Here is a 17,065-nt window from a genome sequence, read left to right on the forward strand (position 1 = left end):
ACAATCATGAATGCAATATCACGTCTTGTCCGGCCACGCAGCGTGGCAATTATCGGCGCCTCTGCCGACTTGGGAAAAACAGCAGGCAGGCCCCTGGCCTATTTGCGCAAACATGGCTTTGATGGCGCCATCTATCCCGTCAATCCGCGCGTTACGCATATTGGAGATGTCCCTTGCTATCCGGATATTGACTCGCTGCCAACGGTTCCTGATGTAGCCATCATCCTGTTGGGCGCCGGGCGTGCGCATCAGGCAGTGCGAGAGCTGGCGCAAAAGGGAACTGCGGCGGCAATCGTACTTGCCAGCGGCTATTCCGAAGCCGGCGACGAAGGAAAAGAGCGCCAGCAACAACTGCGGCAGGCCGCCGGCGAAATGCGAATACTGGGACCGAACACCATTGGCCTGGTCAATCTGACCGATGGCATTCCGCTGTCTGCAAGCGGAGCGCTGGAAATGGATCAGTTCCCGGTCGGCGACGTTGGCGTGGTCTCGCAAAGCGGCGGCATTCTGGGTGCACTGCTCTCGCGCGCAGCGGCACGCGGACTTGGCATGTCCAAGCTGATATCGACCAGTAATGAAGTGGACCTGGAAATGGCCGATTTCATCGACTATCTGGTTGACGATGAAGCCACCAAAGTCATTGCACTGTATATTGAATCCATACGCAATCCACAAAAATTCCGTGCCGCCGCCCTTCGTGCTCGGCATGCGGGTAAGCCCATTGTCGCATTCAAGATCGGCAGATCCGAAGCGGGCGCCCAGGCGGCCATCTCGCATACAGGCGCGCTGGCGGGCCAGGATACAATGTATGACGCCCTGTTCCGGCAAACCGGTGTGATTCGTGCGCAGCGATTCAGCGACCTGCTGGATATGCCAGGCGCATTATCGACCGGACGTACACTGCGCGGCAGACGTGTTGCCATTCTGACTTCAACGGGCGGTGCTGGCACATTGGTCTCAGACAGCCTGGGCGTGGCTGGCTTTGAAACCCCCGCGCCTGGCGCTGACACCGCTGCCGCATTGCGCGCACTTCAAGGCGATATGCCGTCGGCGCTGGACCGCAACCCCGTTGACGTGACACTGGCCGGTTTGCAGCCGGATCTGCTGCGTGGAGCAATCCGAGCCCTGTCGGCCAGTGATGACTTTGACGCATTGGTCATGATTGTGGGTTCGTCCAGCCTGGGCAATCCGCAATTGATGGCCGATGCCATTTGTGATTGCCTGCCCGAAACGGACAAACCGATTGTGGCATTCGTCAGTCCGCACGCGCCAAACGTAGCCCGCCTGCTCAATCAAAGGCAAATCCCGGCCTTCATGGAACCGGAATGCTGCGCGGTTGCTCTGGATGCCATGTGGCAAACACAGGCAGAACCTGCCCAGCAGGAGCAGAGTGCGACCCAGCCGCCGCCACTGCCAGACCTGCCGACTGGATCATTAAACGAAGCCCAGGCCAGGGATTTGTTTACCCGCTTTGGCATTGCCGGCGCCGCACAAACCATTGTCTCAAGCCCCGAAGAGGCACAGGCGGCTGCCCTGTGCTATGAATCAGCTGTTGTGCTCAAAATATTGTCCAGCCAGATTCTGCATAAAAGCGACGTGGGTGGCGTATGTGTGGGTGTAGCGCCCGAGCAGGTGGCAGAACGCGTCACCCAGATGCAAACGGAAGTTGCGGCCAAAACCGGTGTGCGTCCTGAACAGTTCCTGGTGCAGCAGATGGTGACATCGGGCATCGAACTGATCCTGGGCTTTCATCGTGATGCGCTGGGCAGTGCCATTTTACTCGGCATGGGAGGCGTAACTGCAGAATTGCTGAAGGACACCACCATGCGTCTGTTGCCGGAACAGGGCGGACTAAGTCTTAATGAGGCCTATGACATGATGCGTGATCTGCACACCTGGCCCCTGCTCGATGGTTATCGTGGCCGCATGAAAGCCGATCAGCAAGCGTTGGCACAAGCCATTGTGAACTTTTCCAATATGGTAGCCAGCGTGGGCGACAGGCTTATTGAGGCCGAGATCAACCCACTGTTTGTCCTGCCTGATGGACAAGGCGTCAAAGCAGCAGATGGTATCGCGATCCTGGCCGAATGATGGATTCGGGTTGATGGGGTTCGGGTTGATAACGTGGTCAACCCTCACAGTATCCTGGTGCGCTGACCAAAGCCAGCTGCCAAAAATTCGTATATTCAGGGACTGGCCATATCGGATCGCTCAGGCGCAGCCTGCATAGCAGGCGGAAACAGTACAGGCGTCTGCCCCTCCTCCCAGGGCGCATACTTATGCATCACCCGCGCAAAGATGGCCGACTGCTTCCAGTTTTCAAGCCAGCGCAGCACATGCGGCCAGGCCTGCGTTTCAAACCAGGAAAAATCGGTATGCGCAAATTGCCTGACAAACGGTGCAATGGCCATGTCGGCCAGCGCGCAATGCGCCCCCGACAAATACGGTGTATGACTCAAACTTATTTCCAGTCCCATTACCCAATCTGCCGCCTGATCACGATGCTGCAAGCCGTGTTCAAGATCGTAACGTTGCGGATACTTGTAGCGGTCAAGATGACATTTGAAATCTTGTTCGCATGAATCAATGATTGCCAGCATATCGGCCAGGGAATTGCCCGTCGGCGCCAGCCAGCCTGACGGATCGTTCTGGCGCAGCGCCCATAACATGATATCCAGGCTCTGCTCAATAACCTGACCATCGGCAAGAATCAGGACCGGCACGGTGCCCTTGGGCGAGGCTGCCAGCATGGCAGCGGGCTTGTTGCGCAGAACAATTTCGCGCAAGTGGCAGGTCTGCGCGCTGGCCGCGATAGCCAGCCGGGCGCGCATGGCGTATGGGCAGCGTCGAAACGAATAGAGAACAGGATAGGACATAAAAACACCTGAATAAAAAAGGATGCCTGTCTCACAGGCGTGATTTACAGGCACCCTTTGACTCTACCACATTCGGACAACGTGACTGTCACACGCTATCGTCCCATCTCAACCGGACCTGACCGCGCTGGCACACAATATGGCAACCGTGGTGTTTCAGAAGGATATTGCGGTCGTGTCCGAGTGCATGCACCTGACGCAACTGGCGCAGCCACTGATTCAGTCGCGCCTCGGTAGGCATCGGAATATGATGACGCTGCAGCCACTGGCGCAACACGTTGGCTTGGCGGTGTTGCGGCAATTGGCGCCAGCGGGCCAGCGAGAAGGAGATCCCGTCCTCGGTAAGCTCGCAATGGCGCAGGTCCATCTCGCCCAGGTCCTGCAGCAACAAGCTGCTTTGCGCCATTACCCGGGCATGACGCAGCAAGTTGCCCTGCCACTGTGGCCAGCGCGCATTCAAGATGGGCGTGAGCAGCGTTCGCACGGCGGCGCGGGTATATTTCTGATCGCGATTGGTCGGATCCTGTACAGGTATCCAGCCGGTCTGCGCCTCATAATGGACGGCCGCATTCAGAATCCTGCTGCGATCGACATCCAGCCATGGCCGATACAGTTGCAAAACACCGCGCTGCGTATGAGCTGCCATACCCGACATGCCCTGCACCCCTGCCCCGCGCAGCAAACGCAGCAGAATGGTTTCTGCCTGGTCATCTCGATGATGAGCCAACAACATATGATGACAATTGTGATTGACCGCCCAGTTCTGGAACGCCGTATAACGGGCCAGTCGCGCGGCCGCTTCAGTGCCTTTACCGGAGTCGCCTGTAACCCGCACCGGCAAAAAATGAAATGCCAGGCCAAGTTGCCGCGCCAGCGCAGCTGTGTGCGCCGCCCAGGCATCGGCAGCATCCACCAGTCCGTGGTGCACATGAACCGCATGCAGGGTTTTCTTGTGCTGCGAGACAATCTGGGCAGCAGCAATCAGCAGCATGGCCGAATCGGCACCGCCGCTGACACCGATGGCAATATTGCGTGCGTCTATCGTGCTGAGGACAGTGTCCAGGGGCCCAAGAAGCGTGGTGTCTTCAAGCACACCGGCCTGGTCAGAGACAGGGTTATTTATCCTGGACACGACCATAGGACATGAGTCGCTCCAGGCGTTTGTCCAGAAGCTCGTCAACATCCATGCCTGATACCAGGCGCAGTGCTTCAGAAAGCGAGCGCTTCAGGGTTTTGGCCATGCCAACGGCATCCCGCTGCGCGCCACCCACGGGCTCAGGGACCACTTTATCGATAAGACCCAGGTCCAGCAGCCGTGGCGCAGTAATGCCCAGGGCTTCAGCAGCAACAGGTGCCTTGTCGGCACTGCGCCACAGAATCGATGCGCAGCCTTCGGGAGAAATGACACCATAGGTCGCGTATTGCAGCATCTGCACCACATCGCCCACCGCAATGGCAAGCGCGCCGCCCGATCCGCCTTCGCCGATAATGGTTGAAATAATGGGTACACGCAGTTCGGCCATGGCATACAGATTATGACCGATAGCTTCCGACTGGCCGCGCTCTTCAGCGCCAATACCCGGATAGGCGCCCGGGGTATCGACAAAAGTAAATACTGGCAACTGGAATTTTTCTGCCAGACGCATCAGCCGCAGTGCCTTGCGATATCCTTCAGGTCGCGGCATGCCAAAATTGCGTTTGGCCCGCTCTTTGGTGTCGCGCCCTTTCTGATGCCCGATAACCATGCACGCTTCGCCCGAAAAGCGCGCCAGACCGCCCACGATAGACAGATCGTCCTCGTACATGCGGTCACCATGCAGTTCGTGAAAATCGGTGAAGATTTCGCGAACGTAGTCCATGGTGTAGGGGCGTTGCGGATGACGCGCAACCAGCGCGGTTTGCCAGGGCGTGAGTTTGGAGTAGATACTGTTGGTCAGACTCTCGCTTTTTTGCTGCAGCTTTGTGATTTCTTCGGAAATATCGACTGCCGAATCAGAGGAAACATGACGCAACTGCTCGATCTTTTGTTCGAGCTCTGCAATTGGTTCTTCGAATTCTAAAAAAGTAAATTTCATAATTGTCTTGTCATGAATGATTTTTCACGTGCACTCAGGCCACTGTTTCCAGGCTTCGCCATAAGTACCATGTCGCCACTGTTCGCCACGGTTGCCACGATTGAGCCACTTCGCGTACTTCGTACCGGGATACCGGTTCGCCGCTAAAGTAGTGCGCAGAAATTGCCTTCAACAACCCCTGGTCATCGATGGGCAAAATATCGGGCCTGTGCAGATTGAAAATCAGGAACATCTCGGCCGTCCATCGGCTGATGCCTCTGATGGCACATAGCTCGGTTATGATGTCTTCGTCGTCCATTTTAGACCATTTCAACGGATTTACTTTCCGCTCGTTGAAATGATTTGCCAAATCCAGAATGTATTCTGTTTTTCGCCTGGACAAGCCCGCTTCCCGCCATTGGGCCTCATTGTATTCAAGAACGGTCGCCGGTGATGGCCGGTGGCCACAAAGCTGTGTGAAATTCTTCCAGTGCAGGTCCGCCGTCTTGGCGGAAATCTGCTGCCCGATAATGGCGCGCGCCAGTGTAACAAAGGCGGTTTTGTTCGTGGCCAGCCATAAATCGGGATTAGCCGGAATGATTTTTCGAAGAATACGGTCCTTCTTTATCAGAAACGCAACCGCCTCGTCCCAATACTCGGGCTTTACGGGTGCCGGTGCTGCAGATGACATGTGTTCCCCTATCAGGCGCGACGCCATTGCGTCAGGCCACCTGGTTTATCTTCAAGTTCCACGCCCTGCTCTTTAAGCTGCGCACGGATCTGATCGGCCTTGCCAAAATCACGATCCTGCTTGGCCTGGCGGCGCTGTTCAATCAGCGCCTCAATATCGGCCTCACTCAAGGCGGTGGCGGCAACCGACAGGCCCTCGCGCCGGATATAGCGTGACGGCGACTGCAGATATTGCTGCGGATCCTGTTGCAACAAACCCAAAACCGCGCCAAGCGCACGAATCCGGCCGCTGAGCGTGGCGCTGTTTTGCCGATTGGCTTCGGTAACCATGTCGAACAGAACAGCAATGGCCACGGCCGTATTGAAGTCGTCGTCCATGGCGGCTTTAAACGCCTGTTCGTAATCGAGCGACCAGTCGATGACGCCACTGGCGGTCACGCCGGTGTTGTTCAACGTCTGGTAAATACGATCCAGTGCAGCCTGTGCATTGTACAGGTTGTCCGGCGTAAAGTTCTGAGGGCTTCGGTAATGGTTGCGCACCACAAAAAACCGCAGCATTTCGGCCTCGCGCGTATTGACCTGGTAATCGGCCGTTGCCGCGTCCGGCTCAGTACTGACAGTATCACGGATTGTCCTGAAATTGCCCAGCGACTTGGACATTTTTTCATCATCGACCATCAGCGGGCCGCAATGCATCCACCAATTGGCCAATGTGCCGCCGTAAGCGCCCTCGGACTGTGCAATCTCGTTCTCGTGATGCGGAAACTTCAGATCGGGGCCGCCGCCGTGGATATCCAGGGGCTGCCCGAGCAACTCGCGACTCATGGCCGAGCATTCAATGTGCCAGCCCGGGCGGCCACGCCCGAACGGAGATTCCCAGATGGAATCTTCCGGCTCGTCAGGTTTGGCCTGCTTCCATAGTACAAAATCGAAGGGATCGCGCTTGCCATCAGAAACCGCCACACGGTTACCTGCGCGCAGGTCGTCCAGGACTTTGCCCGATAGTTTGCCGTAGCCCGGAAAACTGCGAACTGCATAATTGACATCGCCGTCCGGCGTCTGGTAGGCCAGATCCTTATCCTTGAGGTCCTGAATAATTTGCAGCATGCCGGGTATGTGCATGGTGGCGCGCGGCTCCCGGTCGGGCGGCTGTACATTCAGCGCACGCTCGTCTGCGTGCAGGGCATCGGTGTAGAAGGACGTGACAGCATGTAAAGGCTGGTTCAGCGACACAGCCTTGTTAATGATTTTGTCGTCAATATCGGTGATATTGCGCACATAGTCGACCTGATAGCCGCTTTGGCGCAGCCAGCGCTGTATGACATCGAAACTGACCAGCATACGGGCGTGGCCCAGATGACAGAAGTCATATACCGTCATGCCGCAAACGTACATCCGCACTTTGCCGGGCTCTACCGTAACAAAAGGCGCTTTGGCGCGGGAAAGGGTGTTGAATATTTGCATGGCAGAAACAAAAAAACCGGACGTGCTTGCGGTCGGGATTGACCGATGCAGCAAAGAAAAATAGCCGTAGCGGGTTAGGGTTTATACGCCGCACGCCCAACTAAGGCTAAAATACGAAGGAGTAAGTATAGCAATTCCTCACCGGAGGCTGCATGTACTTGAAGGTTTTCTTTCACGATTTTCTGGATAAGCGCTGTGAAACCAACTGTTATTCACCGTTCGCTCTTGGTGTGCTCCCTGTGCCTGTTGCCAGCGCTGCAGGCAATTGCCCAGCAGGCAGCGACCCCGTATCAGGCCGGCTCAACGTCTTCAGACGATGCGATCAATGCCATCCCCTCCCCAAGGTACACTCAGGACAACGGGCCGAATGCGCGCGAGCCTGGCTGGCAGGGGCTGGCAAACGTGCTGAAAAAGCTGGAGCCCTCAGTGGACACGTCCATTCCGGAAACCGCATCGGATGCCGCCAATCGCCTGAGTGCGATGATAACGCAAGGCCAGGCAGCCCAGGCGCTGCGGGAAATCGAACAGCGCCAGAACGTTAATGATCGGATCATTGCCCCGGCGACCGATGTACAACTGCTTTTTCTCAAAGCTCGCGCACTGGCGGCGCTGGGACGCGCGCCGCAGGCCCTGGAAGTTTATCGCAGCATGACATCCAGCTACCCAGAACTGGCCGAACCATGGAACAATATGGCAGCGCTTTACCTGCAATCCGGTCTGCTGGAGCCGGCACATGAGGCGCTCAAAACTGCCTTGTCGATTAATCCACGCTACGGGGTTGCATTGCGCAACATGGGTATGGTGCAATTGATGCTGTCCCAGAAGGCATTTGCCGATGCGTCCCGTAACGGCATTCCCGGTGCCGCAGCCCAGGCGCAGGCCCTGGAGCGCATTATTCAAGGAAATTGAAAAACGTGACATCGCATTTTGTAGTTTTACGCCGCATTGCCGGCTTCGCGCTGGGGGCCGTTATGTCGGTCACCGCGATACAGGCGGCATATGCCGCAGATTCTTCAACCAAAAAGGAAATATCCATGAGTCAGCCAAAGGTTAAAGTGCAAACCAATCAGGGCGATTTCGTCCTGGAACTGAATGCTGAAAAAGCACCCGTTACCACAGAAAACTTTCTGAAATATGTCAACAATGGTTTCTTCGATAACCTGATTTTCCACCGTGTGATCAAGGGATTCATGATTCAGGGCGGCGGTTTTGACGTTGAGATGAAACAAAAAGCGACCGAAGCGCCTATCAAGAATGAAGCAGATAACGGCCTGAAGAACGACAAGTACACCATCGCCATGGCTCGCACCAACGATCCCCAGTCGGCTACTGCTCAGTTTTTCATCAACGCCAAGGACAATGATTTTCTGAACTTCTCAGCACCCACTGCGCAAGGCTGGGGCTATGCCGTGTTCGGCAAGGTTGTAGAAGGCCAGGACGTCATCGACAAAATCGAAGAAGTCAAAACAGGCAATCGTGGTTTCCATCAAGATGTGCCGGTTGAGCCCGTCGTCATCGAAAAAGCCAGCGTTGTCGAAAACTGATTTCACACTGCCCGGCACGATCTGGGTTGCCTCGGATATCCATCTGGCGCGGCAGGTTCCGCAAACCTGCCGCGTTTTCTATGCTTTTCTGGCCGAGGCGGCCGTGCATGCCGACGCACTCATATTGGCGGGCGATATCTTTGACGCCTGGATCGGCGACGATGCAGCCGTCCATGAACCCGAACCGTGGCTGCGGGAAGCGCTCGAACATTTATCCGAAACTGCAAAAAAGATCCCACTATTCATAGGTCATGGCAATCGTGATTTTTTGATGGGACCGGCGCTGGCCCGCCGACTTGGCGCAACACTGATGCCCGAATCTGCACTGTTCCAGACAGACGTCGGGCCCATACACATCAGCCACGGAGACGAACTTTGCACGCACGATGTGCCCTTCCAGCGTTTTCGCAAATTCTCGCGCCACCGGCTCACGCGTCAACTGTTTCTGGCGCTGCCCTTGCGTGTGCGCCAGATGATCGCCCGGCGCGCCCGCAAGACCAGCATGCATTCGCATGGCACCAAGCCGATGTATCTGATGGACGTCGCTCACACGTCAGTCTCGGAAGTATTCAGAACCCATCCGGCACTCATTCACCTGGTGCACGGACATACCCACAAACCCAAATGCCACCGCTTTGAAGATCACGGAGCACAGCGATGCCGCTGGGTGTTGCCCGACTGGGAATGGGATCATCCGCCTTTTCGCGGGGGGTATCTGTCTATCGGCGCAGCCGGGATCACGATGCATCGCTATACGGCGCCCGATTCGATGTCGGCGCCAAAGCCTTCATTCGCTGGAAAAACGGGCTGCCATTAGCCAGCATGCCGGCCGGCTAGCGCCCCTGGAACAGCGGCTTGCGTTTTTCGCGAAACGCCTTGCTTCCTTCCCGATAATCCTCTGTCATACCCATCTCGCGTTGTAGCTCGATTTCCAGCTCAATTTGCCGCGGCAGGCTATTATCGGCGCTGGCATACAAGGCATGTTTCGTAGCGGCCAGCGCACGTGTTGCACCGGTAATCAATTGCGTATGAACCAATTGCATCTGTGATTGCAACTGCTCATCGGGAATGCACTTCCAAATCATGCCCCATTGTTCCGCTGTCTCGGCCGATACCGGTTCAGCCAACAGCGCTGCGCCCATGGCTCGCTGTGTGCCTACCAGTCGCGGCAGAAAATGCGTAGATCCGGCATCGGGCACCAGACTGATTTTGGCAAACGCCTGGATAAACTTGGCGGACTTGACGGCAAATACCAAATCGCAGGCCAGTGCGAGACTCATGCCCGCCCCGGCGGCCACGCCATTGACGAAACAAACAATCGGGGCAGGCAAGGCGCGCATCCGCAAGATCAGCGGCTTGTAATTCTTTTCCAGCGCCTCTCCCAGGTCACGGAATTGGCCCGGCTCCAGTGGCTGGCGCTCCCCCAAGTCCTGCCCTGCGCAAAAGCCGCGGCCCGCGCCGGTCAGTATCACGCCACGCAGATCGGCACGCGACTCAAGAAAGTCCAGGGCATCACGCAGTTCATCATGCATCGGCGCGGTAAAACTGTTAAGTTTATCCGGCCGGTTAAGCGTGATATAGCCCACGCTGTCACGGTATTCAAACAAAATTGTCTCGTAAACTTTTTTCTCCACTGCTGTACTCCCTTAATATCCCAACAAAATCAGCGCCGACATGGCTGCAATAACTGCACGTGCGCCATGATACCCAATCTGGCGACAGACCATTGGCAAAAGATCTGTTGCGTCCCTATCTCACTACAAATTGTCGTGAACTGCAATTCTGTATTTCGGAAGCCCCCGTTAGCCTGCCTTTGATCCCGCTGTCGCCTTGCGGGAAAACGTGAGTTAAGTGACTCAGAAGAGATCCTTAGGCAAAAACAGATTGTCATTTGCCGGCACCGAATCAATACTGTATGACATATTCATTTTTCGATACAGGAACCGCCCATGACCGTGAGTAATCAGGCGCTGGAAACTGGCGCAGATCAATACTTTGACATCCAGTTGCAGGCCGGAATGTTCACCATCCAGCGCTGTAGTCAATGCGACAACAGCATTTTCTATCCGCGCATGATCTGCCCTCATTGCGGCAGTGATGATCTGTATTGGTATGAGCCTTCAGGAAAGGGGACAGTGTATTCCACGACAATCGTGCGCAACAAACCGGAGAAAGGCGGCGACTATAACGTGGCGCTGATCGATCTGGCGGAAGGCCCTCGCATGATGAGCCGGGTAGACGACATGGCACCCGGCGAAGTGAAAATCGGCTTGGCGGTCAGCGCCCGAATCAAGCAGACAGAAGAAGGCGCTTTGCTGGTCTTTGTACCCGCAGGAGAACAGGCATGATTGATACGAAACTGCGCGGCGCAACCGCAATTGTCGGTGTCGGACAGGCAGGCCTGGGGCTGGCGCAGGGCTATACCGAAATGGAGATTCTGATTCAGGCCGCCAGCCGTGCCGTACGCGACGCGGGCCTGACCATGCAGGATATCGACGGCATTGCCACGGCCAGTGTCGCCTCAACCATGTGGGTGATGCCCGTGATTGAACACCTGGGCATTAAACCCACCTTTATCGACAACACCATGGTGGGCGGCTCCAGCTTTGTTGCCCATCTGATGCCTGCTATGCAGGCATTGGCCAGCGGACAATGTAATGCCGTACTCGTCTGTTACGGCAGCACGCAACGCAGCTCTACACTGAACCGGGCCGCTATCGGCCAGATGCGCAAGGTGATGGACCCGCAGCCTTACGAAAACCCTTATCAGCCTTTGAGTCCGCTAAGCTCCTATGCTCTTGCTGCCGCAAGGCACATGCACCAATACGGCACAACACGCGAACATCTGGCCGAAGTCGCCGTTGCTGCGCGCCAATGGGCGCAGCGTAATCCCGAAGCGTCCATGCGCGATCCGCTGACGATTGATCAAGTGCTCTCGGCACGCATGGTGTCCGACCCGCTGACCGTGCGCGACTGCTGCCTGGTGAGCGATGGCGCCGGCGCGTATGTGCTGGTGCGCGCCGATCGGGCCAAAGCGCTCCGGCAAAAACCCGTTTACGTGCTGGGCAATGCCACTGCCGTGTGGAACCGCCAGATTTCCTCCATGGACGATCTAACCGTGACCGCAGCCCGGCAGTCCGGAAAAATTGCATTTGAAATGGCCGGCGTCAAGCCCTCGGATATTGACGTCGCCGAAGTCTACGACGCGTTTACCATCAATACGATACTGTTCATGGAAGACCTGGGCTTTTGCCGCAAGGGCGAAGGCGGTGATTTTGTCAGCAAAGGCGGCATTGCCCCCGGCGGCCACTTGCCGGTCAATACCAACGGCGGAGGCCTGTCTTGCGTACATCCGGGCATGTACGGGATCTTTATTCTGATCGAAGCGGTCAGGCAGTTAAGAGAACAATGCGATGCGCGTCAGGTTGCCAACGCCCAACTGGCCGTGGTGCATGGCAACGGCGGCACGCTCTCGAGCCAGTCCACCGCAATATTGGGTACGCAAGCGACACTGTAGAAGCTGGCACGCTGTTACAAGAGCAGCATCGACGCTTCTACAACGCGGCTTGGGGGAGTCTTCAGGCCATTGTTGCATCATGACTTACAGGACACGTCGAGAACTCAGCTTTCGAGAGCAGGCGCCGACTTTGTGCGGCCAATTCAACAACGAGCGATGGAAAGACCTTCCCATATTGGAATGCAATGATAAACAAGGTTTTAGAAACACACGAAGCGGCACTGAGCCAGATTCCGGACGGCGCATCTATTATGGTGGGCGGTTTCGGCGATGCGGGTATCCCGTTTGAGATGTTGGCCACGCTGGCAGCAATGGGCACTCGAAATTTGACCATCATCAGCAATAACGCCGGCACACGCGAAGTTGGCATTGCCCGCCTGATCAAAAACGGACAAGTCAGGAAAATAATCTGCTCCCACCCTCGCCCGCCGCAATCGGATATTTTTGCGCAGGCATATCGCGCCGGTCAGATTGAGCTCGAATGCACCCCACAAGGGACGCTGGCTGAAAGGATGCGAGCCGCCGGCGCTGGCCTGGGCCCGTTTTTTACGCCCACCGGCTATGGCACGCGCGTATCGGAAAACAAGGAAGAACGCGTGGTCAACGGTGTTGGCTATGTCCTGGAAGAACCCCTGCATGCCGATTTTGCGCTGGTGCGCGCCCATCTGGGCGATCGCTGGGGCAACCTGACCTATCGCTGGGCGGCCAGAAACTTCAATCCCGTCATGTGTACTGCGGCCAAACACACCATCGCGCAAGTCGATAAAGTGGTCGAACTGGGCAGTATTCATCCCGAACAGGTCATGACTCCCGGAATTTTTGTGAAACATATCCTACTTGCAGGAGGGCAGCATGCCTGACTACATCCGTCTTGACAGGGAACGAATTGCCAGACTGGTAGCCAACAGCCTGCCCGATGGCGCCTATGTCAATCTTGGTATTGGCATGCCTACTTCGGTCGCAGACTATCTGCCGCCAGACAGGGAAATTATCCTGCACAGCGAAAACGGCATTCTGGGCATGGGACGCAGCGCGATTGATGACGAAATCGATACCGACATCATTAACGCAAGCCGTAAACCCATTGTCCTGCTGCAGGGCGCCTCCATTACCGAACACACCAATTCATTTGCCATGATGCGTGGCGGACATCTGGACTACTCGATCCTGGGCGGCTTTCAGGTTGCCGAAAACGGGGACCTGGCAAACTGGATCACCGATGCACCCGATGCCATTGCAGCGATTGGCGGCGCAATGGATCTGGCCGTAGGAGCAAAGCAGGTGCTGGTCATGATGGAGCATACGACCAAGACCGGCACGGCCAAATTGCTGCATCAATGCACATACCCGCTGACCGGTGCCGGCGTGGTCGATTATGTTTACACCGATCTGGCCATCGTTCAGGTATGCGAGGGCCGTTTTATTATACGGGCCATGGTGCAAGGGTTGACGCAGCAGCAATTGCAGGACCTGAGCGAGGCGACATTGCATATGGATGGCCCGTGCCAGACAATCCGGCTGGACAGTGAGGGCCAACCCTATCTGGATTGACAAACAGATTGGCAGTGCAATGATAGCGTGTGACGCACACGCGCCAGGAGGAACTCGCGCCATTGCACGCCCCCGAGCGACAAAAGGTTGCGCCACCTTGCCGTATCCTGAAAAAAAAACGCCCTGCAACGGCGATTACAAGTGTGATTAAACACACGGCAGCAAAGCATCACTGGCAGGCATCCCTTGCCTGGCATCAAGAGCAATATAAAATCCAAGGAGACATCATGAAGACAACATTCAACCAGCTGCGGCATCGGATGCTGCGCGCAGGCGTGCTGGCATTCGGACTGGTGCTAAGCGCAGGTGCCCAGGCCTTTCCCGACAAACCCATTACGCTGCTGATTCCTTATCCACCGGGCGGCAGCGCCGATATGCTGGCCCGGCCGATTGCCGCGCAAATGCAGAAGACAATGAAACAACCCGTTGTGCTTGAATACCGCCCCGGCGCGGGAGGCACCATCGCGACGGCACAGCTGGCGCGGTCTAAACCCGATGGCTATACCGTGCTGATGGTGCTGGCCGCGCACGCGATCAACCCCAGCATGTATAAATCGCTGCCCTATGATACCGAAAAGGATTTTGCGCCGGTATCGGTCCTGGCGACCTTGCCCATGCTGGTCACCGCCGCCAAGCAGACGCCGGCAAATACGACACAGGAGTTGATCGACTATGCCAGGGCCAACCCGGACAAGCTCACATTTGCCTCTGCCGGCAATGGCAACACCAGCCATCTGGCGGCAGAACTATTCAAAAGCGCCACCAACACGAAAATGATTCATGTCCCCTACAAAGGCAGCGGACCCGCCGTAGTGGCCATGCTCTCGGGCGAAGTCTCGCTGATGTTTGACAGCATTTCCACCTCCCTGCCCCACGTGAAGGCCGGCAAACTCAAAGGCCTTGCAGTGACAGGAACCAAGCGCTCGGCTGTCCTGCCCGATGTGCCTACTGTGGCAGAGTCCGGTGTCCCAGGCTTTTCCGTCAATGGCTGGTACGGTATCCTGGCACCGGCGGGCACCCCACAAGAGGTAGTCACGCAACTGAACAAGGCGTTCAATGATGCCGCCCAGACACCCGCGGTCAAACAGCAACTGACCCAATACGGCTACGAAATAGAAGGTTCCACACCACAGCATTTTGCCGATCTCATCACAACTGAAATCAAGAAATGGAAAACCGCGGTCGACCAGTCAGGCGCCCGCGTCGAATAACGCCGGAGCTGCCGCTGGATATTGCGGACGGCACTTTTTCCTATGTGTCATCCGATCACGAACGGACCTATGGAGACACCATGTCAAAACGTTATCTGCGTTTCGCTTCCCTGCTATTGCTGCTGTCACCCGCCCTCGTTTGGGCAAGCGATCACTGGCCTGGCAAGCCCGTCAAATTGGTGGTCGGTTATGCAGCCGGCGGACCCGTAGACACGGCTGCCCGGCAATTTGCCAAATTCCTGAGCGACCAGATCGGGCAACCTGTCGTTATCGAAAACAAAACCGGTGCCAGTGGCATCATCGCTGCGGAAAACGTGGCAAGGGCGCAAGCCGACGGCAGCGTGCTGTATTTTCTGGCCAGCCCTACGCTGACCATCACGCCGCATATTCAAAAAGGGATCCAGATCGACAAGGATCGGGATTTCCGTTACCTGGGCAACCTGGTCGAATATACCAATGTGCTGGTCGTCAATAACAAACTGCCCGTGAAAAATATCAATGAACTCATTGCTTACGCCAAAGCCAACCCTGGCGCCTTGTCCTTTGGTTCAGCGGGGGTAGGATCATCCAACCAGTTATCTGCGGAGCTGCTCAAGCAACGAACCGGTACACAAATGCTGCACGTTCCCTATCGCGGCAATGCCCCGGCCATGATTGATGTCATTGGCGGCAAGACGTCAATGATGTTTGACATTACCGGTACGGCGATCAATTACATTAATAGTGGCAAGGTACGAGCCCTGGCAGTCACCTCCAAAGAACGCAATCGCGCGTTACCTGACGTGCCTTCCATGTCCGAAGCGGGCATTGAGAACTACGATGTAACTGGCTGGTACGGCGTTGTCGGTCCCGCAAAACTGGACGACGCTACCGCCGATCAGATTGAAAAAGCCTTGAAGACCGTCTCTGAATTGTCCGAATATCGCAAGCAAATGGAAAAAGTCGGCTATACCATTTCGCTGCGCAGCGGCAAACAACTGAAGTCACGTATCGACGATGAATACCGATTGTGGGGCGAAGTCACTGCAAAGGCCGGCATCCAGCCAACTAAATAGCGTCGGGCTTCGCCCGCGCTTTCGTTAACGCAATCAGGCAGTATGCTTTTTGCATCTGCATATGGGCTTCGCATACTGCCTGATTGTCCTTGTCATGTGCTGCCTCAGCCCCGAATGGTAATGTTAGCGTCGGTAATGGTCTTGTGCCACTTGGCAATTTCATCGCTCAGAAATGTGCCGAACTCTTCGGGCGTCATTGGCATGGCCTCGGATCCGCTGCCATGCATTTTTTCAATCACACCTTTGTCATTCAACTGCACGTTCAGGTTTTCGTTGAACTGCTTCACAATATCGGCCGGTGTGCCCGCCGGTGCAAACAAACCGCTCCAGGAATAGGCTTCGTAGCCGGGCAAGCCTTCATCGGCAATGGGTGGTACATCGGGCGCCAGGTCTGATCGCTGGGGATTTCCCACGCCCAGTGGAATCACTTTGCCCGATTTAATGAACGGCAAGGCGGAGGTGGCATCGGCAAACATCAACTGTACCTGCCCGCCCACCAGATCCTGAACCGCCGGCGCACTCCCCTTGTAGGGCACATGCTGCAGCTCGATACCAGCCATGCTGGCAAACAAGGCGCCGGCCAGATGCGTGCCGCCGCCGGTTCCCGAAGAACTATAGGCAATTTTGCCCGGTTGTGCCTTTGCCTGTGCAATCAGCTCCTTGACTGATTTGACCTTCAGAGAGGGATGGGCAATCAGTATGATCGGGAACCGCGCAACCGCGCCTACCGGTACAAAATCCTTCTGAATGTCGTAATCCAGGGATTGATTCAGGCTGGGTAAAATAGCGTGGTGAATGGCGGCAAAAAAATAATTGTACCCATCCGGTTTAGCCTGTGCCGACAGCCGGGCCCCCAGGATACCACCGGCGCCTGCGCGATTTTCAATAATGGCCGTCTGGCTCCATTGCTGCGTCAAGCCGTTGGTCACGATGCGTGCGGCCGTGTCTACCGGCCCGCCCGGCGCAAAAGGAACAATAAAACTGACCGCCTTTGCCGGCCACTGCGCAGCAAAAGTCACGGCAGATCGCAGGCTGTATACGGCGGCAGCGCCATAAAGCGCGGATTTGAGCAGTTGTCTGCGTTGCATCATCGGATTTTTCAA

17 protein-coding genes are annotated in these 17,065 nt (G+C 56.2%); 10 read left to right on the forward strand and 7 right to left on the reverse strand.

Translation table 11 applies throughout. The features are described 5' to 3' along the window. The first annotated feature begins 6 nt into the window (after nt 1–6). A complete protein-coding gene (locus CAP48_RS15165) occupies nt 7–2,091 on the forward strand; it encodes an acetate--CoA ligase family protein (RefSeq protein WP_100698180.1) in 2,085 nt (694 codons plus the stop codon). A 95-nt stretch (nt 2,092–2,186) separates the two neighbouring features. On the opposite strand, the gene CAP48_RS15170 is transcribed toward CAP48_RS15165, so the two are convergent. From CAP48_RS15170 to cysS, 5 genes are all read right to left on the reverse strand, one after another. Then, a complete protein-coding gene (locus CAP48_RS15170; protein ID WP_100698182.1) occupies nt 2,187–2,876 on the reverse strand; it encodes a glutathione S-transferase in 690 nt (229 codons plus the stop codon). Between the two features lie 88 nt (nt 2,877–2,964). Then, nucleotides 2,965–4,008 carry a tRNA lysidine(34) synthetase TilS gene (gene tilS / locus CAP48_RS15175; protein ID WP_242444514.1) on the reverse strand — a complete coding sequence of 348 codons (1,044 nt, stop codon included), beginning with the start codon at nt 4,006–4,008 and terminating at the stop codon, nt 2,965–2,967. Further along, nucleotides 3,992–4,951 carry an acetyl-CoA carboxylase carboxyltransferase subunit alpha gene (locus CAP48_RS15180; RefSeq protein ID WP_100698187.1) on the reverse strand — a complete coding sequence of 320 codons (960 nt, stop codon included), beginning with the start codon at nt 4,949–4,951 and terminating at the stop codon, nt 3,992–3,994. The genes tilS and CAP48_RS15180 overlap by 17 nt, the downstream gene beginning before the upstream one ends. A gap of 34 nt (nt 4,952–4,985) precedes the next feature. After that, nucleotides 4,986–5,621, reverse strand: coding sequence for a DNA-3-methyladenine glycosylase (locus CAP48_RS15185; protein WP_192871345.1), 636 nt, complete (start codon nt 5,619–5,621; stop codon nt 4,986–4,988). Nucleotides 5,622–5,632: 11 nt separating this feature from the next. Then, the gene (gene cysS / locus CAP48_RS15190; RefSeq protein ID WP_100698664.1) at nt 5,633–7,084 is read right to left on the reverse strand and encodes a cysteine--tRNA ligase; all 1,452 of its coding nucleotides are present in this window, start codon (nt 7,082–7,084) and stop codon (nt 5,633–5,635) included. Nucleotides 7,085–7,279: 195 nt separating this feature from the next. On the opposite strand from cysS, the gene CAP48_RS15195 reads away from it, so the two are divergent. The 3 genes from CAP48_RS15195 (at nt 7,280) to CAP48_RS15205 (ending at nt 9,445) form a co-directional block, all read left to right on the forward strand. Continuing rightward, nucleotides 7,280–7,993 (forward strand): hypothetical protein, encoded by a 714-nt coding sequence (locus CAP48_RS15195; protein WP_100698191.1) that lies wholly within the window; start codon nt 7,280–7,282, stop codon nt 7,991–7,993. Between the two features lie 125 nt (nt 7,994–8,118). After that, entirely contained in the window at nt 8,119–8,628 is a 510-nt protein-coding gene (locus CAP48_RS15200; protein ID WP_100698666.1) for a peptidylprolyl isomerase, read from the forward strand. Further along, nucleotides 8,615–9,445: a UDP-2,3-diacylglucosamine diphosphatase gene (locus CAP48_RS15205; RefSeq protein WP_161495277.1), complete on the forward strand. Its 831-nt coding sequence runs from the start codon at nt 8,615–8,617 to the stop codon at nt 9,443–9,445. Before CAP48_RS15200 ends, CAP48_RS15205 begins: the two co-directional genes overlap by 14 nt. Nucleotides 9,446–9,461: 16 nt before the next feature. On the opposite strand, the gene CAP48_RS15210 is transcribed toward CAP48_RS15205, so the two are convergent. Next, nucleotides 9,462–10,262: an enoyl-CoA hydratase gene (locus CAP48_RS15210; RefSeq protein WP_100698195.1), complete on the reverse strand. Its 801-nt coding sequence runs from the start codon at nt 10,260–10,262 to the stop codon at nt 9,462–9,464. Nucleotides 10,263–10,577: 315 nt separating this feature from the next. Here CAP48_RS15210 and CAP48_RS15215 point away from each other — a divergent pair, with 315 nt between their 5' ends. The 6 genes from CAP48_RS15215 to CAP48_RS15240 all read left to right on the forward strand — a co-directional run bounded on the left by CAP48_RS15215 (nt 10,578) and on the right by CAP48_RS15240 (nt 15,962). Beyond that, nucleotides 10,578–10,976: a Zn-ribbon domain-containing OB-fold protein gene (locus CAP48_RS15215; RefSeq protein WP_100698197.1), complete on the forward strand. Its 399-nt coding sequence runs from the start codon at nt 10,578–10,580 to the stop codon at nt 10,974–10,976. Further along, the gene (locus CAP48_RS15220; protein ID WP_100698199.1) at nt 10,973–12,145 is read left to right on the forward strand and encodes a thiolase; all 1,173 of its coding nucleotides are present in this window, start codon (nt 10,973–10,975) and stop codon (nt 12,143–12,145) included. The genes CAP48_RS15215 and CAP48_RS15220 overlap by 4 nt, the downstream gene beginning before the upstream one ends. A 185-nt stretch (nt 12,146–12,330) precedes the next feature. Next, a complete protein-coding gene (locus tag CAP48_RS15225) occupies nt 12,331–13,005 on the forward strand; it encodes a 3-oxoacid CoA-transferase subunit A (RefSeq protein ID WP_100698201.1) in 675 nt (224 codons plus the stop codon). Then, nucleotides 12,998–13,696: a 3-oxoacid CoA-transferase subunit B gene (locus tag CAP48_RS15230; protein WP_100698203.1), complete on the forward strand. Its 699-nt coding sequence runs from the start codon at nt 12,998–13,000 to the stop codon at nt 13,694–13,696. The genes CAP48_RS15225 and CAP48_RS15230 overlap by 8 nt, the downstream gene beginning before the upstream one ends. Nucleotides 13,697–13,923: 227 nt before the next feature. Then, nucleotides 13,924–14,907 carry a Bug family tripartite tricarboxylate transporter substrate binding protein gene (locus CAP48_RS15235; RefSeq protein ID WP_369806361.1) on the forward strand — a complete coding sequence of 328 codons (984 nt, stop codon included), beginning with the start codon at nt 13,924–13,926 and terminating at the stop codon, nt 14,905–14,907. Nucleotides 14,908–14,987: 80 nt separating this feature from the next. Then, complete coding sequence (locus CAP48_RS15240; RefSeq protein ID WP_100698670.1) at nt 14,988–15,962, forward strand: tripartite tricarboxylate transporter substrate binding protein; 975 nt, start codon at nt 14,988–14,990, stop codon at nt 15,960–15,962. 104 nt (nt 15,963–16,066) lie between these two features. Here CAP48_RS15240 and CAP48_RS15245 read toward each other — a convergent pair whose 3' ends face one another. Further along, nucleotides 16,067–17,065, reverse strand: coding sequence for a tripartite tricarboxylate transporter substrate binding protein (locus tag CAP48_RS15245; protein ID WP_100698205.1), 999 nt, complete (start codon nt 17,063–17,065; stop codon nt 16,067–16,069).

It is taken from the genome of Advenella sp. S44 (genome assembly GCF_002810445.1).
Classification (GTDB): domain Bacteria; phylum Pseudomonadota; class Gammaproteobacteria; order Burkholderiales; family Burkholderiaceae_B; genus Advenella.